This is a genomic window from Teredinibacter turnerae T7901, assembly GCF_000023025.1.
Classification (GTDB): domain Bacteria; phylum Pseudomonadota; class Gammaproteobacteria; order Pseudomonadales; family Cellvibrionaceae; genus Teredinibacter; species Teredinibacter turnerae_B.
In genome coordinates this window covers 1,321,799-1,348,381 of the sequence record NC_012997.1, presented here as the reverse complement: position 1 = coordinate 1,348,381, position 26,583 = coordinate 1,321,799, and the positions used below count along the sequence as shown (strand labels likewise).

Here is a 26,583-nt window from a genome sequence, read left to right as displayed (position 1 = left end):
TTCTCCAAAACTGCAATTTAAAACGGCGTTAAGAAAACGGATTGTATCGAAATCAATGTCATTATTTAGACTATTAAAGAGATTGGCGATATATATTTTAGGTGCTATCGCCCTTGTTGCTCTGTTATTTACGATTGGTGCTTGGTGGCCAGAGGAGAAAGCTCAACCTGTATATACGGATTTTCCGATAGTTATTAGAGGCGTTAACGTTGTAGACACCATCGGTGGAAATTTACTATCGAATCAAACTATCTTTATAAATAAAAAGAAAATTCAATTTGTTGGCCACGATGCTGAACTAAGCCTTCCTGACAAAGTAATTGAGATAAATGGACGTGGTCGGTTTGCTATCCCTGCGTTGTGGGATATGCATGCTCACATATTTAAAGTTACTCCACTTTTAGATTTACCTTTATACATTGCATATGGCGTTACTAATGTAAGAGATATGACTAGCTGCCCAAAAGCTGGCGATCCCTTTGTTCCATGCCCTGAAGATTTAAGGGAATGGAATAGTGCCGCGCTTAATAATGCGCTGATTGGCCCTCGTATCCAAGGAATTTCAAGTTGGCAATTAAATGGCCCTGGGATACATAAGCGTATGAAGGGGCTTCCTCATTTTTTTGGTACGGAAGATCAAAAACAGGCAAGAGAGTTTGTACATTACTACGCCGGCAGGGTGGATGCCTTAAAGGTCTACAATTACATTCCACGGGAAGCGTATTTTGCTTTAGTTGCAGAGGCTAAAAAAGTAGGTTTGGATGTGGTAGGACACCGTCCTCATGCAGTAAGTGCTGTGGAGGCTGCTCGAAGCCAAAAAAGTATCGAACATGCGCGTTTTATCTTGCACGAATCTTTTTCAGGGAGTGAAGCTCTTCGTGCTTCAGTTGTAAAGGGGTCTTGGAGAGAAGATCGGCGTGCAATGTTAGATCAGCACGATCCAGAACTGGCAAATGATATCTTTGAGGCCATGAAGGCTAATGGTACGTGGTATGTTCCAACTCATCTTACTCGAAGGGTTGATGCTTATGGAGAAGATCCGATTATTTTAGAAGATCCGATACTAAAATATTTGCATCCATTAATGAAATGGCAATGGCTTGAAGATGTGAATAAAACTATTGCCGAAGATCCCTCTCCAGAAGGGAGGCAGACCTACAAAGAATTTTACAAAAAAGGACTTGAACTTACAGGGCAGGCGCACCGCGCCGGTGTAAAAGTTTTAGCTGGTACGGACTATATAGTTGCCGGAATAACGGTACATGATGAATTGGAACAATTGGTTCTTGCAGGTTTAAGCCCTTTAGACGCACTTCGTGCAGCGACTGTTGGTCCTTCTGAGTATTTTGGTTTGCAGGATGAATTTGGCGAAATTAAAAAGGGGATGAGTGCAGATATAGTGCTTTTGAATAAAAACCCTTTAGTAGATATCGAGAACACGAAAGCTATTAATTCCGTTATATTCGACGGCAATTATTACGATAGAGACGCTCTAGATAATCTAGAAGCCTTAGTGGTAAAACGAGCAAGAAGTTGGAGTATCGCCTGCAAAATACTATGGGAGTTTATCAAGAATCCGGTGGGATATTAGCATGAAATGCCTGAGTTCTCAGATGCACAAGTATATAGCAAAACAGGATTTTATGCGTTCTTTAATTCTGGTGTGATCGGATTTTTCCGGGCTGTCTGCCATGGACGCTCTGATAGGGCTGAGGTCTACTTTTGCCATAGCTAAAAACAGGGCTTCTTCGGTCAGTAGGGCTTGCGACTTATAGCGAGACTCCCAAAAATGACCGGTGCATTGGTCTTCCTTGTTGGCCATGAGTGCAACAGGCTCTACCAGGCTGATATCCATTAGGCGGTTACGATACTGTTTGCTATATCAGACACAGTTTGTTGTTTTGCAGAATCAAGCTCCTCACCCTGTCGCCAATTTTGAACTAGTGCTGGCCCTTTAAACAGGCAGCACCATCGTTTCAGAATATTATCTGTGGACAAGTCTTTAATGGATTCAGGATGAAGTTTAACAACAATGTGTATATGGTTTGACATAACAGCATAGGCGCAAATATCAATAGCGAAGATTGACGACAATAGTCGAATACGGTTTTCAATCCCTTGCTTGCGGTGTTCGTAGCTTTTACCTGATGCCTTATCGAAACTGCACAGGTATGAACGCCGTACACAGCGTGAGACGATATGGTTGTACGGAGTATCGCTAATACTGACTTGTTCTTTCCTCGGACGAGTCATTTTATTTCTATTGTACTGTTATTATATGCAGAGACACGAAGAAGCCTGTGTTATCGATAGGTGAGAGCCTGTCCCCGGCGCTTCCTTGAAACCTCGGAATACTTAATGACTTAAGGATAAATAGCATGTCTAGAAAAGCTAGTTGTTCATGCGGAGAACTTCAAGTTGAAGTAAGCGGCGAGCCAAAAATAGTTGTTGCATGTTCCTGTACCATCTGTCAAAAACGAACCGGGTCTGTTTTTGGAGTAAGTGCCTATTTTTCAAATGATCAATTGCTGGCTAAAAATGGCGAGTTTAAGTCTTTTACAAGCACAGGTGATTCCGGTGGTAAAATAGAACGTCATTTTTGTCCGCGTTGTGGCTCTACTGTTTTCTGGGAAGCTCGTTTTGTTCCTCAATCTATAGGCATAGCTGTTGGTTGTTTTTCTGACCCTCAGTTTCCTCTGCCTATAGCAGCGGCTTGGTGTGCATCAAAACATGAATGGGTATCTTTTCCAAATGGTATTCCTACTTCAAACAACCAAGATTTTTCGAGTGGAGCCTAACAAAGTGTTCCTGTTGAAAGTTTTTCCGTTGCTGCTTTTGTGTTTTTTAACTCAAAAGCATGCAGTCCAAAAATCCAACAGAATACGGCGTTGAGACTCCGAGTTCCCCAGGAAAAGTAGACACCCTGTATAGTTATATTTGACCCTATATGGAGGTGTCCTTATGGGCTTGGTTGGCAGCTCATTAATAATTAGTCGCGGGAATTGTTCAGTATGAATACCATCGCGGAAAGCACTATTATACAGCGGAAGATATTGCTGTTTATCGATTATAACAAGCAACTAAATAATTTTACGATTGATCATGAGGCCAGGGCGGCACATATAGAGGTAGAGGCGCCTCTCAAAGAGTCGAAAAAATTCGGATTTTATTTTTGACGAACAATATTCAATCCTCAACCATAAAAAAATTTAGTGGAAAAACAGTATTCTGAATATTCATCTGAAAATATTGTATTTTCAAAAAAACGTTCTTGGGTACGACTTGACAAACACTATCAAATTGACTGTGAAATACCCTGCCAGCGAACTGAACAAATATATCAACAGTTTTTTGCTACATCCCGTACTGTGGTGAACATGTAACTTCACCATAAGCTCTACTACAAATAATCTTCCTGCTTGCAATTTCCTTAAGAGGATATATGAATGGCTAGTATCGAGTTTTCTAAAGAGGAAAAAGACGTGCTTTCCAAGAAAATAAAAAACTATTTTCTTGAAGAGCTAGAGCACGAAATTGGCCAATTTGACGCTCTTTTTCTATTGGATTTTATATCAGAGGAGATAGGGGTTTATTTCTATAATCGAGGGCTATACGACGCCCAAGCAATATTGGAAAACCGGGTAGAGAGCGTTGTTGAGGCGATTTACGAACTCGAAAAGGTTACTGATTTTAGACGCTAACGCATTGCGTTAGTAGCTGGGACCGGTTATACAACGAAAAATTTCAAACTTACCGGAATTCCAATCCGGAAAATTGAAGTTTTTCGCAAGAAACCGCTCTCATCAAATTTAATCCGTTATTCAAACACATGAAGGATTTCAGATTTATTTAAATAGCAGAGAATTTAGATAAAAGGTAATATGAAAACACTATTTCGAATAGCAATTATAGTCGGCTGCTTTTTGTTGGCTATTGCGTGTTACGTCTTCGGAATCCCGTATGGCGGTATAGCTTTCTTTTTACTGGGGTTAATATTTGAAGCGTTATTTTGGATCGGCATCTTCAAAAAAAAGAAAAACTTGGTCTAGCGGTTATATCGACTTACCAAGATTTAGGGAACCTCTGATTAATTAAGTGATTCCTCTGGCTTTCAGTAATTTAACGTGAGTAGGCGCGTGAGCGAGACGTGCTGGTTGCCTACAAGGACTTAGGTAAGTAGCGTTCGCAGGAGCGGAAGCTTTGCACGGCGAATGAGCGCAACACCCTCAGGTTAAATTCCTGAAAACCCCGTAGCGCCACGGGCATAATGGCGCGGCCGCGAAGCTTGCTCAATACCGGTCAATTATCTTCACGCGCGTATGATTAGGCTGCCGAATACCTACCCTTACACTATTGTATTAAAACAATGTATTATTGAAACAATATAACCAGGAGAGAACCATTGTTTAAAAAAGGAATTTTTGCGGCAATACTTTTCTTGACCCTCCAAGGATGCTTGAGCTTTGAACCCGAAAATACTACAGGCAATCGGGAGCAACAGAAAACCTATTTAAAATATTTAAACCGAGAAGTAATCTCTACGCACGGGCTCGACATCACCCTTAAGATTCCAGAAAAATTCTCGCCCAAGCCTATAATTAACTACGAGGCAACCTTCAATGCTCACCCGTTCTACGTTTCACTTGCGACACTCATATCGCTAGACACTCTACTGACGGTTCATGCGGAGTCCGTTGAGGATGGATCCGGTTATTTAAACTACAGTCATCTCGAGCGGTTTGATATTGATGACATGGTGTTCTATCGTAAAGACCAGTGTTTAAAACTGGATGAAAAGACTATTAACGCTATGCAAGATTTACGTTATGTCGCGAAAATAGGTTTTGACTTTGGATCGCCGACTTATTTAGCTCAGCTTTTCAAGCATTCTGACGACGCAAATAAGGAAATTGTGCTGACTCTCGCAAAACATGTTGATGACTGTTCGATGATACACGGCAGGTTTGATGAGTTTACTAACGAAATTAATCGTTTGATAGAAATAAATTTTCGTTGATATAGAGAGATATAATTTCTGCCCATCTCATACGGGGACTAGCCCCCTTTTCCGCACAGTTGGTTCGTTTTTATTTTCGGTTAAATACTAGGGCCTGTTAACACTAATTCGATTCATTCTGTTGCGGCTAAAATTTCGCTATCGAGTGATGCGGCACCCCGACGTTTGGAGCATAGTTTGGTTGTTCCAAATGAGCGATAAACAACGCTGAGAGCGAGATTTTAGCCGCAACCCGCAGGGCTGGGCCTGTATTTCCAGGCTGATGCGTTATTTTTCGCTCGTTTAGCCCGCTAAACAACGCCAAAAATGCCTTTCATCCTGAAAATACAGGCTCCAGCAGAGCGAATTGAATTAGTGTTAACAGGCCCTAGCCAAAAGCAACCTCAATCCGAGCATGGGTGCGCTACTCAGATGGGTAGGCTTTGCTCTTCGCAACTCGTCAAAGTCATACTCTGCTCACCCGGCAATAGAGGTAAAACCCGCTATTTAACGACTTCTTATATAGGTTTGAGAATCAAGCCTAAATACAACTGCCTATTCGCCGCGGGGCAACCAATAGAAATTGCTGCTACGGCAATATGCCTGTGATAGCATAATTATGCATAGATTCCCGCGGAGGCTTTCACCCGTGCCAACAGGTCAAAAAAAATACTATGACGAGTTGCTCAGCTACGCTCGGAAAATGACTTTCTATGGCGATGAGGCAGAGGATCTTCTGCAAACAGCGCTGCTTAGCGCGCTAGAAGCAAACCGTGGTGATATCACACACGAGGCTAATCGACGATGGTTGGTTGGTGTGCTTCGCAAGCAATCCCTCTTTGTCGCACGCACAGCGGCGCGGCGCAAGAAACGAGAAGCTGCGGTTACCTGTGTTGGCCAGTCCAGAGCTGAAAACGACCCATCAACCCGTGACTTTGTTAACACCCTGCCACCAAAACTCAAGACAACCGCGCTACTCATCTTAACTGGACATTCAAAGTTAGAAATAGCATTCCTATTGCGCGTTTCGGACTGCGCCCTTCGCCAGCGCATCGCCCAGATTAAAAAGCAGTGGCGTTTGTTCGATGGTCGATCGGTATTTGAGCTACCCGGTCTATCCGGAGAGCTCGCTTACGGTCGAATACGACAAGCACTACTCAAGGCACCAGTTCGCAACAAGATCACACTGGCGACTCACGATCCAAGCGGACATCTGATTATGTTTAACTCACAAAACGGAGGGTTACGGCAACTTAATGTGAAACCACGTCAAAACGAGGAACACAGCAATGTTTAGAGACAGCAATATAGGTGCCATTTGTTACTATGTGAACGATATAAACCAAACTGAGGCCTTCTATCGAGACGTCTTAGGGCTCGACGTAGATCGGATGGAGGATGAGGGAAGCGACTGGCTATTAGCTAAGACGGCGAACGGTGTGGAGCTTCTCTTCTTTGAGCAGGAATCTCGTCCCGGAAACTCGCCGATCATAGTGTTTGAACTTCCGGACGGCGGCATCGACGACGCAGTCACCGCGCTTGCCGAAAAAGGGGTGACCATTGTCACGCCCGTTAGCCATGCACCTGGAGGCTGGTCAGCAGAGTTTGCAGACCCGGATAACCACCAAATATCGATGTATCAACCCGGCGATGCACCAAGGAAAATAAACTAACCGGCTGTGTAGTTACACAAAAGCCTGTTACTACAGCGCTGAAAGCACTACCTGTTTTTTTAGTGGTGCGCTGAGTAGTGGGTTGACTTGAAGCTTTATTATAGGAACCTCTGATCAAGCTAATGGTTCCTATACTCAACACATCTCTCTCTACGTGCTTGCGCAAGTTTACATGTTCGATCAACTGAGTAGTATACAAAACCTTATAATATCCATCTCATTCATTGATACTTAGACTTAGTATTTACTACACCATGACATAGCTTCAAAATCTAACGACCGCTTTTCATAAATTATTTGAAAATCCAGCCTTCATAGCCTTGAGATTTCTACCACCGATCATTTAAGAAGACTCCAATCAGTACACCCAAAACACGCATATACACTTAGACTCGTGTCTTGATCTTCGGGCTGGCGGACCGAGTAATTGTAGACGTGCGTATCAGTGATTTACACATACGTTAGGTTCACCTAGATATCTTTAGTATACTTATAACTATATGGGCCAACTATTTATCAGGCTACTGACCACACAGATTGCTTCGGTTTCCTAAACACCAAAAATCGGGCTATGCGTTGCCATTCATAACGTGTAGCCTTTAGATGTGCGACCCAACGCGTTCAATTATCACAGATACTAACCGCCAGCACGCAAAATACACCGTAAATTAAAACCAAATTTGAAGACGCAATAGGCTAGAAACTCGCACAATTAAACCTTGGACAAACTGCATATATAAAACAGGGAGAGATTTAAATGTTTGAATGGGATGGCGACACTAAAAAACTTTTATCGACACTTTGGATTTTTCTCACCGTAAACTACATATATTGTGATGTATTCGGAATGCACGATGCAGACACCCTACAACAGTTATTATCTGGCGAAGTTGGAGATATAAAAATTACAGAAGAGTTTCTACTCTATTTTGCAATAATAATGCAAATCCCCATGATCATGATCCCCCTTTCACGGTACCTATCCTACAAAATAAACAAATATTTAAACATTGTCGCAGCAACAATATCTGGCGGAATACAAAGCTATACCGTCTATATGGGAGGCACACTTTTTTATTTATTTTTTAGCTTCTTCGAAATAGCTACTGCCTTAATAATTATAATAATGGCCATTCGATGGAAACCAACCGCCACACGTTAGCGGACCGAAAACACCTAGTCGACTGCCATTTTATGAAAAACCAAAAGGCAGAGTCTAACTTCATAACAGGCATTTCGCTATGTTGCGCGAGAAGCTAGGCGCCTAAAAAGCGTGTATGAGATAGTAGAAAAAACAACTTTTGTATTTATGCGGAAACGCAGTACGCCTGTTTTCGCAAAAAAATAGAAGCGGTATTTTTGTGAAGATGTTATTCGACAAAATCATGTTAACGGCCCAAGCAAGCTGACCAATATTGTTAACAGGCCCTAAGTAAACCGTATTATCGAATATCGCCCCAATGCAGAGTGCTTTTTACTACCACTGTGTACCGTCCGGGCTTTGGTGACCTGCTTTCAAATACGTTTGTCTTAACCGACGCTTTTAACAGGTCCCAACTCCCCCCGTAAATCCTGCTGCATAAGTTGCCGCACCTGACTGACACTATGCTGCTGGCTGAATAAGTATTGCAGCTTGGTGACCACGGCCTCGAGTGTCATATTGTTGCCACTGATAACACCGCAAGCTGCAAGTGTGCCGCCTGTTGCATAACCTCCCATATTAACCTTCCCCTTAAAACATTGACTGACATTGACGACGACTATGTCGGCCTCATCGGCCTTTTTTAAGAGCTCTACCAGCTGAGATTTATGCGGGGCGTTACCCACACCGTAGGTCTGTAGAATAATCGCCTTTACCGGTTGGGTAATAAAATAATCCAAGAGGCTGACATCCATCCCCGGAAAAAAACGCACAATAGCTATGGGTTGATCGGTGATTGGCGAGACCTTTAGAACCCCCTCCCCTGCGGCTCGATGGGATACTAATTGGCGGTATTCGATGCCGGCCTCCACAATCGCAGGAAAATTTGGCGAATCGAATGCGTCAAAACCGTCGGAGTGGGCTTTCGTCGCTCGGTTTCCGCGCAATACATGGTTGTTGAATAAAAGTGTCACTTCCGGAATGGGGTGCTGAGCGGCCAGGTATAGTGCGGTTAGCAAGTTAATCTGGCCATCTGAACGTGGTGTCAGCAACGGAATCTGAGAGCCGGTAACAATCACCGGTTTTGACAAATTTTCGAACATGAAGGACAGCGCAGACGCGGTGTACGCCATGGTGTCTGTGCCGTGCAGAATAACAAAGCCATCGTAGTCGTCGTAGCGACGCTGAATATCCTCAGCAATCTGCTGCCAATTGGCCGGCTGCATGTTGGACGAATCGATTAAATGGGTGTATTCGTTTATTTCAAACGCGGGCATTTCGTCGCGGGTAAAATCCGGATGTTGCTGCAAATAATGCGTGAGCACACCTGGTGCAGGACTATAGCCGTCAGCCGTTTTCAGCATTCCGATGGTACCGCCGGTATAGGCGACATAAATACGTTTTTGGGTCATGGCTACTCGCTGGCAAATCGGCGGTTGATACTTGGGCGGTTGTTCATTTAAAACCAAGTTAAGGCAGGTGTACTGTGAAAGGCACGGAATTATGCCAGACCTTGCAGGCTCGAACGCAATCGCTCAGCGGCACGCCTGCCGATATTCATTATAGCCCCGGCCAGAACAGCCCCGATCACAATAGCCCCGGCCAGAATTCCGCCGCCCGCAGGCACAAAGATACCCGCTAAAAATCTAAGGCGGTTACAAATCGAGTACGAGCGTATCCGACAACGCCCGTGAGCAGCAGGTGAGAATGTGCTCCTGGCTGGCCTTTTCGTCTTCAGTTAAAAAGGCATCGCGGTGGTCCACTTCGCCTTCTTTCACGCCAACATAACAAGTGCCACAGGTCCCCACTTCGCAAGATACCGGCACCGTAACACCATTTTCGTCAAGTGCGTCAACAATCGTTTGCGTCGGCCTGACAGCCACCCGGGCACCCGTGCTGGCAATCACCACGTCAAAGGGTTTATTGTCAGCGGCATTTATTTCCGTGGCAAAGGCTTCATAGTGCAACTGCGCTTCCGGCCAGCCCGCGTTACGCGCGCTTTGCAGGATATAGTCGCGGTATTGCTGTGGACCACACACGTAAATATGCGCCGTAGGGTCTGCGTTCGCGAGTACTGCAGGGGCGTCTATTCTGCCCTGCTCCCGACTGAAATAGACAGATAGCTTCCCAGCAAACGGATCGCTTCGCAATTCTTCCAGGTACGGCGCCTGAGTCGCCGTTGGAACACTGTAATGCAAGTGAAACGGCTGCCCCGAACTCTGCAGGGTGCGCGCCATCGCGAGCAACGGGGTAATGCCGATACCGGCAGCGAACAGCAAAGACCTCGGCGCGTTCACTGCCAGCGGGAATGCATTACGCAAACCGCTAACGGTTACCACGGAATTCAATTGCAGTTGATCATGAATGGCTATGGAGCCTCCACGACCGTCACTTTCCCGCCTAACAGCGATGATATAGGAGCGACAATCACCGGCGGTATTACACAGGGAATACTGCCTTGTCTGGCCGTTGGGCGCGGTGATATCAATATGGGCACCCGCTTCAAAGGCCGGTAACACGCAGCCATCAACCGCAGCGAGTGTGTATTCGCGCACGCCCTCACAGAGATCGCGCAGTTGTTGAACGGAAACGGAGATGGGTAACTTTACAGGCTTGTCGTTCATACTTTCACTGCCGAACTGAATTAATTTGGAATTGCTTCAAGGAGCCAGGTTTAAGGATGCATCACGCAGGTTTCGCCTGAGACAGGGTTAGGGCAAGATCATCAATCATATCTTCCTGCCCGCCCACGGTTCGTCTCCGGCCCAACTCCACCAGCAGTTCCCGTGCAGGTACGCCGTATTTCTTTTCTGCGCGCTTGGCAAACAATAAGAATGAACTGTATACACCCGCGTAGCCGAGGGTTAATGCGTCTCGATCAACGCGTATAGGCTGGTCCATCATGGGCACCACTAAATCTTCAGCGACATCCATAATTTTGTTCAGATCGATGCCATCTGCGATGCCCATTCGGTGCAACACTGCGCAGAAAACTTCCAACGGTGTGTTGCCTGCACCGGCCCCCAGGCCAGCGACTGAGCCATCGATACGATTGGCCCCTGCCCTAACGGCGGCCACGGAATTGGCGACCCCCATACCCAGATTATGGTGCCCGTGAAAGCCCACCTCTGTTTCCGGCTTGAGCGCCTGGCGCAATTGCGTAATTTTTTCTGTGACTTCTTCAGGCAGCATATAGCCAGCCGAGTCAGTGTAATAAATGCAGTTGGCACCGTAGGATTCCATCAGCTTCGCCTGCTCGAGCAGTGCTTCTGACGAGATCATGTGGGCCATCATGAGAAATCCGACGGTATCCATGCCCATGGTGCGGGCGGTGGCAATATGCTGTTCGGAAACATCCGCTTCCGTGCAGTGGGTGGCTACGCGTATCGTCCCCACGCCCGCGCTATGCGCCATTTTTAATTCATCGACGGTGCCTATGCCAGGAATCAGCAATGCCGAGATTTTTGCGTTTTTCATGCGCGGGATAACCGCCGCAAAATAGGCTTCATCGGTATGCGCGGGAAATCCATAATTGACCGAGCTGCCGCCCAGGCCATCGCCGTGGGTAATTTCGATCAACGGTACTCCCGCCTCATCAAGGCCGCAGGCCACGTCTATCATTTGTTGCACACTGATCTGATGCCGCTTCGCGTGCATCCCGTCGCGCAAACTCATATCGTGCAGAATAATCTTCTTGTCTGCTTCGCTCATAAAATTCTCCTAGGGATCTAAAACACCACTAAATGTTCAGGGTGCTCCGGTTAGCCACGCGCGGGTAGTTGCAGTTTTTGGTTGGCGACCTGCTCAGCAAACAATTCTGCGGTGCGCAGGCCAGCAGCGGTCATGATGTCGAGGTTACCTGCATATTTGGGCAGGAAATCGCCCAAACCTTCCACTTCGAGGTACACCGATACCCGGTTGCCGTCGAATACCGGGCCATTTTTTACGCGGTATCCCGGCACATACTTTTGGACTTCCGCTACCTGCTCTAGCACTGCGCGGATAATCGCCTCGCGGTCCGGCTCGTGTTGGGTTATGCAATGTACGGTATCGCGCATTAGCAACGGTGGCTCGGCGGGATTGATAATGATGATGGCTTTGCCTCGCGCAGCGCCGCCCACCTGCTCTATGGCCTTGGCGGTGGTGCGCGTGAATTCATCAATATTTTTGCGGGTGCCCGGGCCAACAGATTTAGAGCTGACGGTCGCCACAATTTCGCCATACGCTACCGGTTGCACCGATGACACTGCCGCAACTATAGGGATTGTCGCCTGGCCACCACAGGTCACCATGTTGACATTCATAGCCAGGCTCGCAGCATGGTCGGCGAGGTTCACCGGAGGAACACAGAACGGGCCTAATGCTGCAGGAGTGAGGTCGATCATAATTACACCGGCAGCATTGAGTTTTTCCGCATTGTCCTTGTGGGCGTAGGCGGATGTGGCATCGAAGGCGATCCGAATATCGTCTTGCTCAATGTACGGCAATATGCCGTCGACACCAGTGATAGAGGTTTTCACACCCATTTCCTGCGCGCGCTTGATACCTTCCGACTCGACAATACCAACCATCCAGACAGGCTCAATCCACGCACTGCGTTGCGCTTTCATTAGCAGATCGGTGCCAATATTCCCCGGCCCAATGATGACCGCTCTCAGTTTTTTACTCATATAACCCTCTGATTCTGCTCACGCAAAATGCGCTGTCCTCCAGCAATCGCCTGCAAGTTGAAACCGGATAAGTAACGACTACACACACTACAACTGGACATGGCAGCCAATATAGCATCTAATAGTATTGTCATACAATGTTACCGTATACCTATATCATACACTAAGGCGGAGATCCGCAATGGCAAAAACGAACACTGTACTTATCGTCGGCGCTGGCCCTGTGGGCGCCGTTCTCGCTTACGCGCTGCGCGCCCAAGACATACCCGTGACCATGATCGAGGCGCTGGCTTCACCTGAAATTGATTGCCGGGCGGCCTCTTGCCATCCACCGACGGTTGCCATGCTGGACGAGCTGGGGTTACTGGAAGACGGCCTGGAGCAAGGGCTGGTATCTCCGGTTTTTCATTACATCGACCGGGTCACTGGTGAGCTGGTAGGCCGTTTTGATATTGGCGCTATGGCGGAGCCGCCTAAACACCCATACGTGCTGCAGTGGGAGCAGTACAAAATTGTCCTGACGGTACTCGACCGGCTGAAAGACGACGCGGGTTTTGATTTACGCATGTCCACACGCCTCACCGGCATTCAACAAAACGACGAAGGCGTGATCGCGACGGTTGAGACTGCCGAAGGCGAAAGCGTATCAATCGACGGTCGCTTCCTGGTGGGTTGTGATGGTGGACGCAGCACTGTACGCAAGCTGCTGGACATCGAATTCGAGGGTTTCACCTGGCCAGAACGTTTTATAAAAATCGATACCCGCTACGACTTTACCAACCTCAGCGAGGCCATCACCAACCGCAACTATTTTTCCGATCCGAACCAGTGGATGAATCTGTTTAAAGCCCGCGGCGAAGACGGTTCAGGCATGTGGCGCTCGGTGAGTCCGACTCTGCCGGAACAGAGTGAAACAGAGCTCACGTCTGCAGAAGCCGTCGAAGCCCGCCTCCAGAAATTCTGCCCATCAGATACACCATACGATATCGTCAACGTCGCCCTCTACCATGTGCACCAGCGAGTTGCCGCCACGTTTAATCAGGGTCGCGTACTTCTCGCCGGTGACGCTGCACACGTTAACAATCCGGTTGGCGGCATGGGAATGAATGGTGGTATCCACGACGCGGTAAATCTGGCCGAAAAAATCGCCTGCATTTGGTCGGACGGTGTCGATTATCAGCCCCTGTTTAACCGCTACACCCGCCAGCGCCGCAAGGGGCAAATTGACTACGTTCAGGCCCAAAGTATTCGCAACAAAGAAACACTGGGGGAAACCGATCCCGCCAAACGCGCGGAGAAACTTGCCGCTATTCGTCGTCAAGCAGAAACCCAGGTGGAACACGACGCGTTTATCCGCCGCGCCTGCATGATCGACAGCCTTAACGACGCTAACGCCACCCTTTAGGAGAAATTGCCATGGCCATTGCCCGCCACCCAAGACAACCCGAGCTGGTCGACATACCACTCGAAGAGATCATGGACAAGTACGTCTCGCGCTTTAAGGACCTGACGCCCGACTGGGATGCTTTTGCCGATGCGAATATCGACGGCTATAGACGAGCCCAGCATCGTTTCGTGGGCGCTGGCGCTTCAGGCAAACACGAAGACAGCACTATCGTTCCTGCCGGCAACTTCACACTCTCCATCATGCTGGTACCGCCCGGCCAGGCAAACGCCCCACACACCCACGAAGTCGAGGAAATTTTCTTTGTCCTCAAAGGTCGCTGCGTTGTGTTTATCGAAGATGAGGACGGCAATCGTCTCAGCAGCGAACTGGGCCCTTGGGAAATGATTTCCTGCCCCGCCGGAGTTATTCACGGCTACATCAACCAAACTGAAGAAGATGTTTACCTTCAAGTCATGCTCGGCCGCGGCAAACCAGAAACCGCGGGATTTACCGATGACAGCCTGTTCCAAAATAGGGAACGCCATCTAAATCCTTGAGTGCCTGCACTCTCGGATCGGCTTGCGGCGCTGCCGCCGCCTCCGGTTGCTGCGCCGCCACAGAGGCGGCTCAGAATCCGAAACAGTCGCGGTGTGCTTCGCTATTTCATCGTCCCGGTGACGCCCTGCTGCGTCCTTACCCCCTAACGAGGCACCTATGTTTACCACTCGCCCCGAAATTTGCGGCACGTTTGGCGTTGTCAGCTCCACTCACTGGATCGCTTCAAGCGTCGGCATGGCCATGCTTGAGCGCGGCGGCAACGCGTTTGATGCCGCGGTTGCCGTAGGCTTTACCCTGCAGGTTGTGGAACCTCACCTGTGCGGGCCCGCTGGCGAAGTACCTATTCTGTTCCACGCCGCGCAAGCAAACCGCACTTCGGTTCTCTGTGGTCAGGGCGTTGCGCCAGCAGCAGCGTCGATCGCCGCCTTCCGCAATCAGGGATTGACCTCCGTTCCAGGCTCCGGGCTGATCGCCGGTGTTGTCCCCGGTGCCTTTGACGCCTGGCTTAAACTGCTGCGCGACTACGGCTCGCTGCGGCTAAAAGATGTGCTCGAACCGGCAATCCACTATGCCGAAGCGGGCCACCCGCTATTGGGCGGCGCCGCGCGCGCTTTAAGTGAAGTTGCCGACGCATTTCGTACTGAATGGCTCAGCTCGGCACCCGTTTGGCTGCCCGGAGGCGAAGTACCGCGTGCAGGGCGGCTATTTCGCAATCCAACACTGGCGAACACCTGGCGGCGGATAATCAAAGAGGCAGGGAACGGGAGTCGTGAACAACAGATAGAGCGTGCGCGTTACACCTGGTCACAAGGGTTTGTCGCCGAGGCGATCGACAAATTTAACCGTGCCGAACCCCTGATGGACGCCAGTGGAGAACGCCACGTTGGATTTCTGACCGGCGATGATATGGCACGCTGGGAGGCCAGCTACGAAACGCCCACCACCAGTCACTACCACGATTGGACAATTTGCAAAACTGGCCCCTGGGGCCAGGGCCCGGTGCTGTTACAGGCACTCAAGTTGCTGGAAGGCTACGACCTCAGCCGTATGCATAGTAACGACCCGGAATTTATTCACCTGCTGCTGGAAGCCCTGAAGCTGGCCTTTGCCGACCGGGAAGCCTACTACGGCGATCCGGATTTTTCCGACGTACCAATGGCGACGCTGCTAAGCGATAAATACGCCAGCGAACGCCGCGCATTAATTGGCGAACGGTCAGGTGTTGATTTGAACCCCGGGGTTATCCCCGGTTTTGAGGCGCAAGTAGCAACCACCCTTGCTCAAGTCAGGATTGCCGACGGCGGCGACGGCGGCGGGCTGGGGGTGGGCGAGCCCACCATGGCGCACTTGAGAGACACCACCAAATCCGCTGATGGCGGTGGACTCGGAGAGCCTACCATGGCGCACTTAAGGGCCACCACCAAGCCGGGTGATACGGTGCATTTCGATGTTATCGATCGGTTTGGCAATATGGTCTCGGCAACGCCCTCAGGCGGCTGGCCGCAGTCTTCGCCCACCGTCCCAGGACTCGGCTTTGCCCTCAACACCCGTGCCCAGATTTTCTGGCTCACACCAGATCTACCCGGCAGCCTGGTTCCCGGTAAACGGCCGCGCACCACGCTCACCCCCACCCTCGCTTTCGCCGATGACGGCAGCGCCCTCAGCTGCGGTACCCCGGGCGGCGACCAGCAGGACCAATGGCAACTGTCATTACTGGTGCGACTGATCAACCATAAGTTGCCTCTGCAGCAGGCGATTGATATGCCACTGTTTCATAGCATGCACGCACCCGGCTCCTTTTATCCGCGCACTGCCATGCCAAACGTAATAGTGGTGGAAGAGAACCTCGGGCAATCCGTGATTGATGAACTTACCCGCCGCGGTCACGATGTAAAAGTAGCACCAGCATGGTCTGCCGGACGCCTGACCGCCGCCGCCAGAGACCCCGACGGGTTACTCCGCGCGGCGGCAACGCCACGGCTGATGCAGGCCTACGCGGTTGGCCGCTAAGCCATTCACCACCGAGAGCTGACTATCCCACAGCGGGCGAGGCAGGTGCGCAGCGCCTGCCCTACCTTTAAATGGAAAGCCTGTCGAGCGGCATCGAATCATCAAGGGAAACTCAACAACAAGCAGGGCGGGATTGAATCGAAACGACTAGGTTAGCTTTCACACTCAGCACGTTTGGGCGTTGCCCAACCCGCCCCGGTGCTGCAACGGGGCAGCCAAGCAAACTGGGATCGGCAAACTGCGGCAAACAGAAAAACCACGAAAATGCGATTAAGTTGCGAAGCGAATCTGGATATTCTCGGGCAACGCTAGCTCGCCCGATTAGCCCAGACGGCGTTAGGTCTACCGGCTAATCGATCTGAAGACAGACTACGCCATCGACAATCGAAATTGGCCAGGTTTTCAGCGCCTGCCGACAGGGCAACTTGGTCGCCGCACCGGTGGTGACACAAAATCGTCCACCGTGAACCGGACAAACCAGTTGATCCTCGACGAACTCGCCTTCAGCCATGGAGGCAATCGCGTGGGTGCACTCGTCCTCAAGCGCATAGTAGTCACCCTGATAGTTGCACAACACGATAGGGTCCATGCCCTCTGGATCGAAGCGGGACATCTCCCCCGGCGCCAGTGCATCGGCGGGGCATAAGGGAACGTACTGTGCGGAGGTGGCAACAATCGCCTCTCTATTTTCAACGGTATTCATGTCGGCAACCCTGAAGTCTTTGAAATTTTGTGTATTATTGTATTACAAACACACAATAGTCAAGCTGGATGGCTTGACTCCCGTTTGCCGCTGGTAAGCGTTTGTTGATGAACACGAAAACCGCTTGAATACTTGTCATACAATAATATATTGTTACAAACTTACCTATCGCATGATTCATCCATAAATACACCAACCGGGAAACACATACATTGGAATGGTTAACAATTGTTTTAGCCCTCGTGGCCACCGGCTTAATTGCTGGTGTTCTTGCCGGGCTGTTGGGCGTCGGCGGCGGTATCGTCATAGTACCGGTACTATTTTTCGTTTTTCAGGCAATAGGTGTCTCTTCTGACAGCGCCATGCTCATCGCCACTGGCACCTCACTGGTGATTATTATTGCAACCAGCATTTCCTCTATCCGTGCACACCATACCAAGGGGAATGTCGACCTTGCCCTGGTGCGCCTGTGGTGGCCATTTATCGTACTCGGCGCCTTGAGCGGTGTTTTACTATCGACCCATATCGGCGGCAAATTCGCTTCTATTGTATTTGGATGTACGGCAATTTTGGTCGCTTGTAATATGCTTTTTCGGGCCAGCAGTGCGCCGCTGCTGGCACAGCTTCCAGGCAAAACTTTTCAGGCAATCCTGGCAGTGATTATTGGCGGGATTTCAGTGATTATGGGAATTGGCGGCGGCACCCTGGGAGTGCCGCTGCTAACGGCATGTAATTTCCCTGCGCACCGCGCTGTGGGTACGGCTGCGGCATTTGGATTTATCATTGCCGTGCCCGGCGCGTCTCTGTTGTTATTGCTGGCCAGCACCCCCGCAGACGCGCCAAGAGGAACCTACGGCTTTATCAACCTTATTGGAGTGGCGTTGATTATGCCTCTCTCAGTCGTTATGGCACCGGTGGGCGTAAAACTCGGTTCACTGATCAACGGGACAACGCTCAAGCGAATTTTTGCGCTGTTTCTGGTGCTGAGCGGCTTACGAATGATGGTGCAGGCGCTGGCCTGAAAAATTACATCTCTCCGGCGGCTTCAGCTTCAAGCGGATTCACTTCAAGCGTGGCCACTGCAGCCGCCCGGGCATTCACCAGATGCTGAGTCATCGCTTTCGCCGCACCATCAGCGTCTCCCGCAGTTATGGCGTCCATCAGCCTGTCCCACTCATCCATCCCGGCGTCGAGCCGGCCTGGCATGGACATAGATCGATAGCGCAGATACTGCACTCGTACCAATAATTGCCGGGCGATATCGTAAATAACCTTACTGCCACAGTTAGCTAAAATCGTTTCGTAAAATTCGCTGGCCGCCAAGGATAACTCTAGCAAATCGCCCTTGTGCAATTGCTTGTGAATCTCCTTGTGCACCCTAACCAATGCTTTTAACGCCGTTTTGTCGCCAAGTTCGACAAACCGCTTCACCGCCTCGGTTTCCAGCTTCATACGCACCAAATACACATCACTGGCATCTTCGGCACTGATTACCGCCACTCGCAGCGTGCGCCGCTGCCCGATTTCGATCAGATTTTCCGATTGCAACTGCCGCAGTGCCTCGCGCACAGATGTGCGGCTAACACCCAAGGCTTCACACAACTCACGCTCGATTAAGCGCTTCCCCGGCGGATATAAGCCGCTACTGATGGCATTCCTGAGTTTGTCCAATGCGTGATCACGCACCAGAGCTGGGTTCGCCGTTATTTTCAAGTCCTGGTATTTCAATGCTTCCTCACATATTCAATTATCATGTTACCGGTTTTCGCAAGATATACCCGATAAACCCCCGGGCACTAGCGTGTTCATAACCGCTTTTTTGGGCAGCCCTTAAACCTAAATCCAGTAATCAGGGTCTGGCTAAGTAAGAGCTCAAAATTTTTTGGTATAGCCAAATCGCCCTAAAAATACGCCATAGGACGGTTCTTAAACCAATATGTTTAACTGGGCAATTTAATTCACTTGGCCAAAAGTTTCGACAACGGCTGACCAACACCCAGACGCGCGGATTGCAATAAACTATAGGCCGTGAGCAAGGACGTTTTCGGGTTATCCGGCGCCGCACGGCCGAATATTTCGAAGCGAAAATGCCCGAAGTCACCTTCAGCGTAAATAATGCCTAACGGATCGGTCACCGCCCGGGAAGATACCAAACGCACGCGCGTCAACTCCAGACCCAGCCCCGCTAACGCCACGGCAACAGCCACATTCGCGTTTTTGGGAAACTGCAGCGCCGCGTCACGCGCATTACCCTCAAAAAAGACTTCTTCCTCGCTGGTATGCGCCAAATCGATCAGCGATTCCGCGCGCGTACCAATCCATGCATGCGGGGGCTTGAGCGAAGTGTAGGTCACATTTTTTAGGCCGCCAAAGCGGGCCGCTGCCAGCCCGTCTAGACCGGCAACCGCCCCCGCGGGTATCAATAACTGAGCGCCACCGCGCTCACTGGCGTCCATCAGCAGCTCGCTGGTGCCGGTATCTGCCAGCCCACCAACGGAAGAGATCATGACATTAATGCCACTCGACAACAACGCGGGCACATACTGCATAACCGCCTGATGCCCAGCACACTCCAGGACAATGTCCGGCTTTTTAGCCACTAACGCTGCCACATCATGCACTGCTCTGGGAGCAGAGCGCCCCTCACGCACAAGAACGGCAGCGAGCCGGTCTTCTTCACCAAGACTGCAGAGTACCCTGGCGATCTCCTGCCCGATTGCGCCGTAACCGATTAATCCGATTTTCAAAAGCCTTTCTCTCTAATACAACCCGTAGAACTTTGTATGATAGTATTATCTCACTACAAAGAACAGTCAGGTTTGATCTCGGACATAGTGTCGCGATTATGCCGTGAAATTGCAGACGTACGGGATACGCAAGTCTCGCCACTTCCAAGAGCTAAGAGCAGACTATTCGAACCGCGCGATGGAAGCCGGTCGAAACCACAGTCGAGTGCTACTCGGGCTAGAAACCACGCGCGTGAAAGAAAGAATGAGTAAAGAAATGCGAACCCGCAATTGTCTATCGCGAAACCAGCATGCTTCCTAAAAGAACGACGCCGAACGCAAGCGGGAACAAAAGCAACGCACCCGACTGAAATAGTCGAAGGCACAGGATTGAGCTCAACGCCTGAAGCGCGAAATTCCCCGGCGAGAGTATGGAGGAGTAGCAATAACCTTGAGGCCCCGCAAGGTCACGAAAAAACATTCCTTGCGGAATCACTGGCCAATACCTGACTGGGCACTGCACCAACGATCAAGTGCTCCACTGTTTTTTCGTGATCAACAGTTCCAATCAGCTGGGCTTTTCAACCCCGAAATAGTCATGTAGAGAATCGATAAACGTATTCATAATATCGACGGCGAGCGCCTGGTCCGACGCGCGAATCGCGTCCAAGAGTTTGCCATCGCATTCCAGGGTTTTCTCGCGGTTGGCTTTATTTTCGTGAATCTGATTGCGCACCAGCTGGAAACTGTCATTGACCATTGCAGCACACTGCGCCATAAGTGCGTTGCGGGATGTAATACGCAACAATTTTTGCAACGCTTGATGCGCTTCCACAAAGGCGGTGATGTCATCTTGCTCATGCGCCTTTTTTTCATCGTCGAAGCACGCCTGTAACTGAACAACGTCTTCCGGTTTAGCCAGGTGTGCGGCACGCCGTGCAATTTGGGTATCGATCAAACGGCGCGCTTCCAGTCGATCGACAATATCGCGCTGGGTATCCAAAGGACATAAGTAGCCTCGCTCGTGAGACTCCAATAAACCCTCACGACTCAGCCTCGCCATGGCTTCGCGCACAGGTGTTCGCGAAACGCCATAACGTTTCGCCAAATCGACTTCCACCAATCGCTGACCCGGCGAAAAAACATCACCCACCAAATCTTCCTTGAGTAAACCATAAACCTGGTCGCTTAATTTCGGAGGGTGTACCACTGTTCTCATGTCTTTTCTCATTCCCGTATTTTACCCCGGTTATTGTATTTCGCTGCTTACTTTAGCGCCAGCCAATGGTATACTGTATACAGTATTCCATTGGCCGCAGCGCTTGTTCTTTCGCCTGCTGTGCCGTTTGTTGTTCAACGCACTTTGTCGAGTTAGGTTATGTCATATAAAACAATTGCCGCTGCACCACTAACGCCCCACATAGGCGCACTTATTTCCGGAGTCGATCTCACACAAGAGCTAAATCCCGAGACCGTCGAAGACCTGCGCCAGGCCATTGCCGATTACCAAGTCATTTTTTTTCGTGACCAACAACTTGATCCTGCCTCGCTAAAGCGAGTCGGAAAATATTTCGGTGAGCTGCAAATTCACGCGCTCAAAGGTCTGTCCGAAGAACACCCGGAAGTTCGCAAACTCCACGCTGACGAAAATTCCAAACATGTCGCTGGCGAAGAATGGCACACAGACATGTCTTGTGCAGCCGTCCCTCCACTCGGCAGTATTTTATACCTGCACACTTTGCCAACACTGGGCGGCGATACTATGTTTGCATCAATGTACGCGGCCTACGACGCACTTTCCGATAGAATGAAAACCTATCTCGAAGGCCTTACTGCCACCCACGACGGTAAACTGGCTTTTGGCCGCTTCGACCCAACCGGTAATTTTCCCGTTGCCACCCACCCCGTTATCCGCACGCACCCTGTAACCGGCAAAAAACTCCTTTTCGTTAACCGCGGCTTTACTTCGCATATTAACGAAATATCAAAAGAAGAAAGCGAATCCATTCTCGCTTACCTATTCCGTCACTGCGAAAACCCGCTGTTTCAACTACGGTTCCGCTGGGAACCACACTCCGTTGCATTCTGGGACAACCGTTGCACCCAGCACCTGGCCATCTGGGACTACTATCCACAATTGCGTTCGGGCTATCGCGTCCAAATTCAGGATGATCAATAAATACAGGGCTACGCCTGCCGTATCAAACTTGGCAAGCCCCGTTCGCGGGGCTTGCCAAGTTCCAGCGGCAAAAACTTAAAACTGGACGACCTCCCTCCACATAACTTCCCTCCACATAACTTCCCTCCACACAACTTCCCTTCAGCCACTTAATAGCGAGTGAGTTTTTCCTCCAACTGGCCACACAATAAGCATGCATCCCGTAGCGAGTATCTAACCCGCATAGTATTGCTTAGTTTCAAGCTGCGCTGACCAGCAGTGAAAACGGCCGATTTTCACTCAATTAAATTTTTTGCTCAACCAGGATGCGAGCTATAGAGAAACGCATATTTGCTTCCAGGAACACGTCCTTTCCGACCTCTTAAAGGAACCTCTGATTTTTTGCGACTCCGACATCGACCCGGCATCCGGAGATTGCTCACAAGATTCGTTACAGGTGGATATTCTAAAAATGTAAATAGCTAATACTATTTCAGTACGCATGTTGTAGATCGAAAACATCGACAACAACGCGAATAATGCGCACAACAGACAAGGTCTTTTTATGGCAGACCCAGACCCAAACGTCTGCACCAGGATCAGCTTTTCGCAACATATTCACAGACGTAAATACGCGCGTTGTTTTTTCTCACCCAGGTTGGGTTGCTAATCAGGAATTAAAATTACACCGTGCTGCCAACACAACGGCTAAACAAAAAAGTGGGGAATCAGTCACGTCGACCTTACCCCCAAAGCTACTAACTATCTCAATAATACGATCGACACCCACAACTAATAAGTCCGCTTTACAGGACCAGGCTGAACTTGAAGTACTTGTTATCGCCTGATGTGCGAAAAAAATTTCACAGTTGCGGTTGGCAGCTGCACCTTAAGTCATAGACACAGGACCGCCACGGCGGCGTTGCGAATAGGGCCGTAGTGTGAGCAACATGATTACTGCAAAGACGCAAATCGGAATGCCGAGCATTAAAATAGACTGATAAGAGCCCGATGCATCAAACACCACGCCGAAAGCAAGTGGCCCTAATCCCATCGCCACCATGACTGCGGAAAACAGCACACTAAACACTTCGGCAAATGATCGCAGACCAAAATAGCGACTGGTCAGATACGCCAGCATATCCACCTCAGCTCCCAAGCTGCCCCCCAGTAAAATGGCAGCACAATAGAGTGTCCAGAACGGTAGGGGCAACAGGAAAATAGCAATGCCCAGTGCCGACAACGAGAAGAAAATAAAGGCGATTACACGAGCGTCATGCCGGTCGACCAAGAACCCGATCATCAATCGTCCAGCAAATGCAGCGGCACCAAAAGCGGAAGCCAACTGGGCAGCTTTAGACGCACTCACACCTCGATCCGTTAATAGAGGCACTAGGTGGGGAATTAAACCGTAAAGAACAAAAGCCAGCGCCATAAAAATGGTGACCAAACTCCAGAACTCGCGCTTAAAAATCGCCTCACGCAATGTATAACCCGACACTTGCTTAACAGCGCCATCAGTACCGGCTTCCTGTTCACTGTCATCAGTTTCGTGCGATGGCGACTCGCGCAACGCAAACGCCACCAGTGGCAAAGTCACGAGAAGAAGTATCACCCCTAAACCGATGTAGCCACCGCGCCAGCCGAAATGATTGACCAACACTTCTGTCAATATCGGTACATACGCGAAACCAAGACCGGTACCACTGCCCGCGATACCAATCGCCAAACCGCGCGACCGATCGAACCAGGTCGACAGCAGACGCATATACGGCACGCTGTTGGAGCCCACTGCAATCGTTCCAATCGCGATATAAATCGCAATAAACTGCCAGTACGACTGCATCAAAGGTGCAACAAGAAAACACAACGCCTGCAGCGCCACAGAGGGAATGAGTACCTTTTTAACACCGAACCGATCGATAAATCGGCCAATAACCGGCAGGGAAATCGCCGTGAACAACATCATCAACGACACCGCCAAACTGATACCTGTGCGGTCCCAGCCGAATTCACGGCTCAGCGGCTCAGAGAACAAACCAATCGACGCGAGGCAAAATGCCGCCGGACCACTGGATATCCCAAGTAAGCAAATAACAATAATAAACCACGCATGCGCGCCCCTTGCGTGATCCTGAGCAGGCGGCACCTCACGGGTGCCTCCTGCATCTTCACTATCGACATGAGTCATTACATCAGACATAGACCTAGAACCAGACTTTGTAGTTAACGCCAATTGTGCGCGGACGTGTGGTGTAAACGCGGTAGCCATCACCGGTTACACGCAGACCAATCTCAGGAATTTCGTCGGTGAGATTATCGATAAACATTCCCAGTTCCCAAGTATCGCGACGAATACCAGCGCGTGCAGACACCAAGTGATAGCTATGCAGCTCCTGATAATTACTGTCGTCCTCATTAAACGCCGTGTACGAATTACCGCGATAATTAAAATTGGTTGAGATAAAACCGTTGGAACCGAATTTGGGTAATTCAAATTCATATTGCACCTGACCGGAAAAAGCCACGCGTGCAGTGTAGGGCAGACGATCGCCGCTGTAGCCCGTCGTTTCCGCAGAATCTGGCAAGTCCTCAGCCAGTTTTGAATCGGTGTAGGTGATACCAATATTCCCGGTCCAGCCGTTGGAGAAATCCGCATTCAACATCGCTTCGACACCGTCCACCGTGCTTTCACCGGCGTTGGCGATGTACACAAACGTACCCTCAGGATCGGTAGCGGAAATCTGTTGACGCGACCAATCAATGTGGTAGAACGTTAACTCACCATAAAGGTGTTGGCCAAGGTAACTCTTAGCACCCACTTCGTAGTTCCACAACTCGTCCGAGTCATACTGCCCTGGAACCGTAATGCCGTACTGCGCAGCCGTGTCTGCGTTGTTGACACCGCCGGGGCGAAAACCAGAGGCCGCACGGGCGTAAAGTGTGGTGCTCTCGCTGAGCATGTAGGAAAGCGCCAAGTTGTAACTGACTTCGTCTTCAGTAATCTGCTCTTCCAACTGGACCACGTCGTCGGTTTGCACGGGAGAACTGGGGAATCGCAAGCCCTGGGTAGACACTCGCTTTTCGTCGATATCGGCTTCGTAATAACGCACACCAATAACACTGCTGAACCTGTCAGTAAAATCAATTGTGGTTTCGGCAAACGCAGCGAATTGATCGACTGTGCTGGAGCTCAAACCAGAGTTAATGTCGTCCATGGCAAAGCCCGACTCGACACAGTCTGCGTGAAAATTACAGGCGGCTTCGCCAGACTCCTGATCGGCGACCAGCGCAGCGTTACGCGCGTCCATTTCCTGACCGCCAAAAAACACACCCGATACCAATTGCACAGGACCGGCAAAATCCGAACTAAAACGGAACTCCGATGAGAACATTGAAAACTGTTGATCCTGGTGATAGGCCAGCCATGCGGGAATACCGAAAAATACCGCCGTAGGTGTACTGTCTCGAGACAAATACATATCGCGATCCAGGTAGGAACCGGTAGCAGTGAAGGTACCAAAATCCGCACTATAGTCAGCGACGACACTAAATAAATCGATTTCATCTTCAAAATTTTCAAGCGTAGGGGAAATATTGTTGTACGCGCCTTCGGAATACTCGTAGTACTGGGAATCCTCGGCTTCAGACTCCTGATGAATCACACTCGCCTTCACCACAAGATTCTCTGTCGGCTGTGCACCCACCAGCAGTTTGCCACCAGACACCGTCTGATCATTCACATTTTCATCGACATCCCCCGACTCAGAAACCTTATCGATATAACCACCGCCGAAATCACCCCATACAACACCGCGAACGGCAAGCTTATCTGTGACGATTGGCAGGTTCACCACGGCCTCACCGCGATAAAACGGATTTCCGTCAGAAACGCCCGCCGCTGAAAATGAAACACTTCCCTCAACATCGCTGAGATTGGCGTCGTTGGTAACGAGACGCAAAGTGCCGCTCATCGAACTGGCACCGAACAAAGTGCCCTGTGGGCCTTTCAGAATTTCCACCCGCTGTACGTCGTGCATCCCCAGATTGGGCTGGTTATCGCTGCCGCCGTCCAAACCAAGACCGGTGATAACTGCTTCATCGTAATAAAGGCCCACCGTAGGTTTGCCGGCGGAAGAAATGCCGCGAACAATAATCTGGTTGTCGCCAATACCGCGGTTGTTGATCTGAACAGAAGGGTCCATTCGAGACAGGCTTTCAACATCGAATGTTTGGGTCTGGGCGAGTTGGTCACCCTTCACAGCACTAATTGCCAAGGGCGTGTCCTGCTGAGACGTGGCACGCTTGGTGGCAGTAACCACCAGCTCCTCGATTTGCGTGCGGTGCGACCTATCCATTTGCTCGTCACTCGTCTCCGCCTGGGCGGAATGCATCGCTATCGCCTGAGCCAATATCGCGACACCGAATGATTTGGATTTCAAGTTGTTGAGACTAGTACTGTTGCGCTTGCATTTCATGTAAAGGCCTCCCAGAAGCCGTTGATTCTTGGGGGATGGTATACAGAATACAGGGCAACTTATGTGCCAGATGGCTGTGTATG

At 49.9% G+C, this 26,583-nt stretch carries 23 protein-coding genes; 12 read left to right on the top strand and 11 right to left on the bottom strand.

All coding sequences use genetic code 11. The features are described from left to right. The first annotated feature begins 55 nt into the window (after positions 1-55). Positions 56-1,591: an amidohydrolase family protein gene (locus TERTU_RS05725; RefSeq protein ID WP_015820938.1), complete on the top strand. Its 1,536-nt coding sequence runs from the start codon at positions 56-58 to the stop codon at positions 1,589-1,591. A gap of 18 nt (positions 1,592-1,609) precedes the next feature. Here TERTU_RS05725 and TERTU_RS22150 read toward each other — a convergent pair whose 3' ends face one another. Continuing rightward, positions 1,610-1,855 carry a hypothetical protein gene (locus TERTU_RS22150; protein ID WP_015820937.1) on the bottom strand — a complete coding sequence of 82 codons (246 nt, stop codon included), beginning with the start codon at positions 1,853-1,855 and terminating at the stop codon, positions 1,610-1,612. Between the two features lie 523 nt (positions 1,856-2,378). On the opposite strand from TERTU_RS22150, the gene TERTU_RS21220 reads away from it, so the two are divergent. The 6 genes from TERTU_RS21220 to TERTU_RS05695 all read left to right on the top strand — a co-directional run bounded on the left by TERTU_RS21220 (position 2,379) and on the right by TERTU_RS05695 (position 7,831). After that, the gene (locus TERTU_RS21220; protein WP_080516690.1) at positions 2,379-2,798 is read left to right on the top strand and encodes a GFA family protein; all 420 of its coding nucleotides are present in this window, start codon (positions 2,379-2,381) and stop codon (positions 2,796-2,798) included. Between the two features lie 648 nt (positions 2,799-3,446). Beyond that, positions 3,447-3,701 (top strand): DUF2164 domain-containing protein, encoded by a 255-nt coding sequence (locus TERTU_RS05715; RefSeq protein WP_015817720.1) that lies wholly within the window; start codon positions 3,447-3,449, stop codon positions 3,699-3,701. A 701-nt stretch (positions 3,702-4,402) separates the two neighbouring features. Beyond that, entirely contained in the window at positions 4,403-5,017 is a 615-nt protein-coding gene (locus TERTU_RS05710) for a hypothetical protein (RefSeq protein WP_015818363.1), read from the top strand. A gap of 628 nt (positions 5,018-5,645) precedes the next feature. Next, positions 5,646-6,293, top strand: a complete 648-nt coding sequence (locus tag TERTU_RS05705; protein WP_015817432.1) for an RNA polymerase sigma factor — start codon at positions 5,646-5,648, stop codon at positions 6,291-6,293. Next, positions 6,286-6,669: a VOC family protein gene (locus tag TERTU_RS05700; RefSeq protein ID WP_028876656.1), complete on the top strand. Its 384-nt coding sequence runs from the start codon at positions 6,286-6,288 to the stop codon at positions 6,667-6,669. Before TERTU_RS05705 ends, TERTU_RS05700 begins: the two co-directional genes overlap by 8 nt. 757 nt (positions 6,670-7,426) lie before the next feature. Beyond that, a complete protein-coding gene (locus TERTU_RS05695) occupies positions 7,427-7,831 on the top strand; it encodes a DUF6326 family protein (RefSeq protein ID WP_015819041.1) in 405 nt (134 codons plus the stop codon). A gap of 368 nt (positions 7,832-8,199) precedes the next feature. On the opposite strand, the gene ansA is transcribed toward TERTU_RS05695, so the two are convergent. The 4 genes from ansA to TERTU_RS05675 form a co-directional block, all read right to left on the bottom strand. Next, positions 8,200-9,222: an asparaginase gene (gene ansA / locus TERTU_RS05690; protein WP_015819604.1), complete on the bottom strand. Its 1,023-nt coding sequence runs from the start codon at positions 9,220-9,222 to the stop codon at positions 8,200-8,202. A 243-nt stretch (positions 9,223-9,465) separates the two neighbouring features. After that, a complete protein-coding gene (locus TERTU_RS05685) occupies positions 9,466-10,434 on the bottom strand; it encodes a PDR/VanB family oxidoreductase (RefSeq protein ID WP_015820441.1) in 969 nt (322 codons plus the stop codon). 61 nt (positions 10,435-10,495) lie between these two features. Next, on the bottom strand, positions 10,496-11,521 hold the full coding sequence (dmpG, locus tag TERTU_RS05680) for a 4-hydroxy-2-oxovalerate aldolase (protein ID WP_015817552.1): 1,026 nt from the start codon (positions 11,519-11,521) through the stop codon (positions 10,496-10,498). A 50-nt stretch (positions 11,522-11,571) separates the two neighbouring features. Continuing rightward, complete coding sequence (locus TERTU_RS05675; protein ID WP_015820309.1) at positions 11,572-12,480, bottom strand: acetaldehyde dehydrogenase (acetylating); 909 nt, start codon at positions 12,478-12,480, stop codon at positions 11,572-11,574. Between the two features lie 181 nt (positions 12,481-12,661). Here TERTU_RS05675 and TERTU_RS05670 point away from each other — a divergent pair, with 181 nt between their 5' ends. From TERTU_RS05670 to TERTU_RS05660, 3 genes are all read left to right on the top strand, one after another. Next, a complete protein-coding gene (locus tag TERTU_RS05670; protein WP_015818480.1) occupies positions 12,662-13,885 on the top strand; it encodes an FAD-dependent oxidoreductase in 1,224 nt (407 codons plus the stop codon). 11 nt (positions 13,886-13,896) lie between these two features. Beyond that, entirely contained in the window at positions 13,897-14,424 is a 528-nt protein-coding gene (locus TERTU_RS05665) for a cupin domain-containing protein (RefSeq protein ID WP_015816940.1), read from the top strand. A 157-nt stretch (positions 14,425-14,581) separates the two neighbouring features. Next, positions 14,582-16,435, top strand: a complete 1,854-nt coding sequence (locus tag TERTU_RS05660) for a gamma-glutamyltransferase family protein (RefSeq protein ID WP_015818349.1) — start codon at positions 14,582-14,584, stop codon at positions 16,433-16,435. Positions 16,436-16,784: 349 nt separating this feature from the next. Here TERTU_RS05660 and TERTU_RS05655 read toward each other — a convergent pair whose 3' ends face one another. Continuing rightward, on the bottom strand, positions 16,785-17,138 hold the full coding sequence (locus TERTU_RS05655; RefSeq protein WP_015818790.1) for a non-heme iron oxygenase ferredoxin subunit: 354 nt from the start codon (positions 17,136-17,138) through the stop codon (positions 16,785-16,787). A 212-nt stretch (positions 17,139-17,350) separates the two neighbouring features. On the opposite strand from TERTU_RS05655, the gene TERTU_RS05650 reads away from it, so the two are divergent. Continuing rightward, entirely contained in the window at positions 17,351-18,160 is an 810-nt protein-coding gene (locus TERTU_RS05650; RefSeq protein WP_015819558.1) for a sulfite exporter TauE/SafE family protein, read from the top strand. Between the two features lie 4 nt (positions 18,161-18,164). Here the strand turns inward: TERTU_RS05650 and TERTU_RS05645 are convergent, their stop codons facing one another. The 3 genes from TERTU_RS05645 to TERTU_RS05635 form a co-directional block, all read right to left on the bottom strand. After that, positions 18,165-18,866, bottom strand: coding sequence for a GntR family transcriptional regulator (locus tag TERTU_RS05645; RefSeq protein ID WP_015819230.1), 702 nt, complete (start codon positions 18,864-18,866; stop codon positions 18,165-18,167). Positions 18,867-19,096: 230 nt separating this feature from the next. Beyond that, positions 19,097-19,885, bottom strand: coding sequence for an aspartate dehydrogenase (locus TERTU_RS05640; RefSeq protein ID WP_041590077.1), 789 nt, complete (start codon positions 19,883-19,885; stop codon positions 19,097-19,099). Between the two features lie 547 nt (positions 19,886-20,432). Continuing rightward, positions 20,433-21,083 carry a GntR family transcriptional regulator gene (locus TERTU_RS05635; RefSeq protein ID WP_018016337.1) on the bottom strand — a complete coding sequence of 217 codons (651 nt, stop codon included), beginning with the start codon at positions 21,081-21,083 and terminating at the stop codon, positions 20,433-20,435. Between the two features lie 159 nt (positions 21,084-21,242). On the opposite strand from TERTU_RS05635, the gene TERTU_RS05630 reads away from it, so the two are divergent. Beyond that, positions 21,243-22,043, top strand: coding sequence for a TauD/TfdA dioxygenase family protein (locus TERTU_RS05630; RefSeq protein WP_015817091.1), 801 nt, complete (start codon positions 21,243-21,245; stop codon positions 22,041-22,043). 868 nt (positions 22,044-22,911) lie between these two features. On the opposite strand, the gene TERTU_RS05625 is transcribed toward TERTU_RS05630, so the two are convergent. Together TERTU_RS05625 and TERTU_RS05620 are read right to left on the bottom strand one after the other, a co-directional pair. Next, complete coding sequence (locus TERTU_RS05625) at positions 22,912-24,225, bottom strand: MFS transporter (RefSeq protein ID WP_041590076.1); 1,314 nt, start codon at positions 24,223-24,225, stop codon at positions 22,912-22,914. A gap of 4 nt (positions 24,226-24,229) precedes the next feature. Further along, positions 24,230-26,500, bottom strand: a complete 2,271-nt coding sequence (locus TERTU_RS05620) for a TonB-dependent receptor (protein ID WP_015818988.1) — start codon at positions 26,498-26,500, stop codon at positions 24,230-24,232. Positions 26,501-26,583 lie beyond the last annotated feature (83 nt).

What these genes read in the sequence shown, in the direction of transcription:
- TERTU_RS05725 (WP_015820938.1), top strand. Translation starts at nt 56, where the DNA reads ATGTCATTATTTAGACTATTAAAGAGATTGGCGATATATATTTTAGGT.
- TERTU_RS22150 (WP_015820937.1), bottom strand. Translation starts at nt 1,855, where the DNA reads ATGGATATCAGCCTGGTAGAGCCTGTTGCACTCATGGCCAACAAGGAA.
- TERTU_RS21220 (WP_080516690.1), top strand. Translation starts at nt 2,379, where the DNA reads ATGTCTAGAAAAGCTAGTTGTTCATGCGGAGAACTTCAAGTTGAAGTA.
- TERTU_RS05715 (WP_015817720.1), top strand. Translation starts at nt 3,447, where the DNA reads ATGGCTAGTATCGAGTTTTCTAAAGAGGAAAAAGACGTGCTTTCCAAG.
- TERTU_RS05700 (WP_028876656.1), top strand. Translation starts at nt 6,286, where the DNA reads ATGTTTAGAGACAGCAATATAGGTGCCATTTGTTACTATGTGAACGAT.
- TERTU_RS05695 (WP_015819041.1), top strand. Translation starts at nt 7,427, where the DNA reads ATGTTTGAATGGGATGGCGACACTAAAAAACTTTTATCGACACTTTGG.
- ansA (WP_015819604.1), bottom strand. Translation starts at nt 9,222, where the DNA reads ATGACCCAAAAACGTATTTATGTCGCCTATACCGGCGGTACCATCGGA.
- TERTU_RS05685 (WP_015820441.1), bottom strand. Translation starts at nt 10,434, where the DNA reads ATGAACGACAAGCCTGTAAAGTTACCCATCTCCGTTTCCGTTCAACAA.
- dmpG (WP_015817552.1), bottom strand. Translation starts at nt 11,521, where the DNA reads ATGAGCGAAGCAGACAAGAAGATTATTCTGCACGATATGAGTTTGCGC.
- TERTU_RS05675 (WP_015820309.1), bottom strand. Translation starts at nt 12,480, where the DNA reads ATGAGTAAAAAACTGAGAGCGGTCATCATTGGGCCGGGGAATATTGGC.
- TERTU_RS05670 (WP_015818480.1), top strand. Translation starts at nt 12,662, where the DNA reads ATGGCAAAAACGAACACTGTACTTATCGTCGGCGCTGGCCCTGTGGGC.
- TERTU_RS05665 (WP_015816940.1), top strand. Translation starts at nt 13,897, where the DNA reads ATGGCCATTGCCCGCCACCCAAGACAACCCGAGCTGGTCGACATACCA.
- TERTU_RS05660 (WP_015818349.1), top strand. Translation starts at nt 14,582, where the DNA reads ATGTTTACCACTCGCCCCGAAATTTGCGGCACGTTTGGCGTTGTCAGC.
- TERTU_RS05655 (WP_015818790.1), bottom strand. Translation starts at nt 17,138, where the DNA reads ATGAATACCGTTGAAAATAGAGAGGCGATTGTTGCCACCTCCGCACAG.
- TERTU_RS05635 (WP_018016337.1), bottom strand. Translation starts at nt 21,083, where the DNA reads ATGAGAACAGTGGTACACCCTCCGAAATTAAGCGACCAGGTTTATGGT.
- TERTU_RS05630 (WP_015817091.1), top strand. Translation starts at nt 21,243, where the DNA reads ATGTCATATAAAACAATTGCCGCTGCACCACTAACGCCCCACATAGGC.
- TERTU_RS05625 (WP_041590076.1), bottom strand. Translation starts at nt 24,225, where the DNA reads ATGTCTGATGTAATGACTCATGTCGATAGTGAAGATGCAGGAGGCACC.
- TERTU_RS05620 (WP_015818988.1), bottom strand. Translation starts at nt 26,500, where the DNA reads ATGAAATGCAAGCGCAACAGTACTAGTCTCAACAACTTGAAATCCAAA.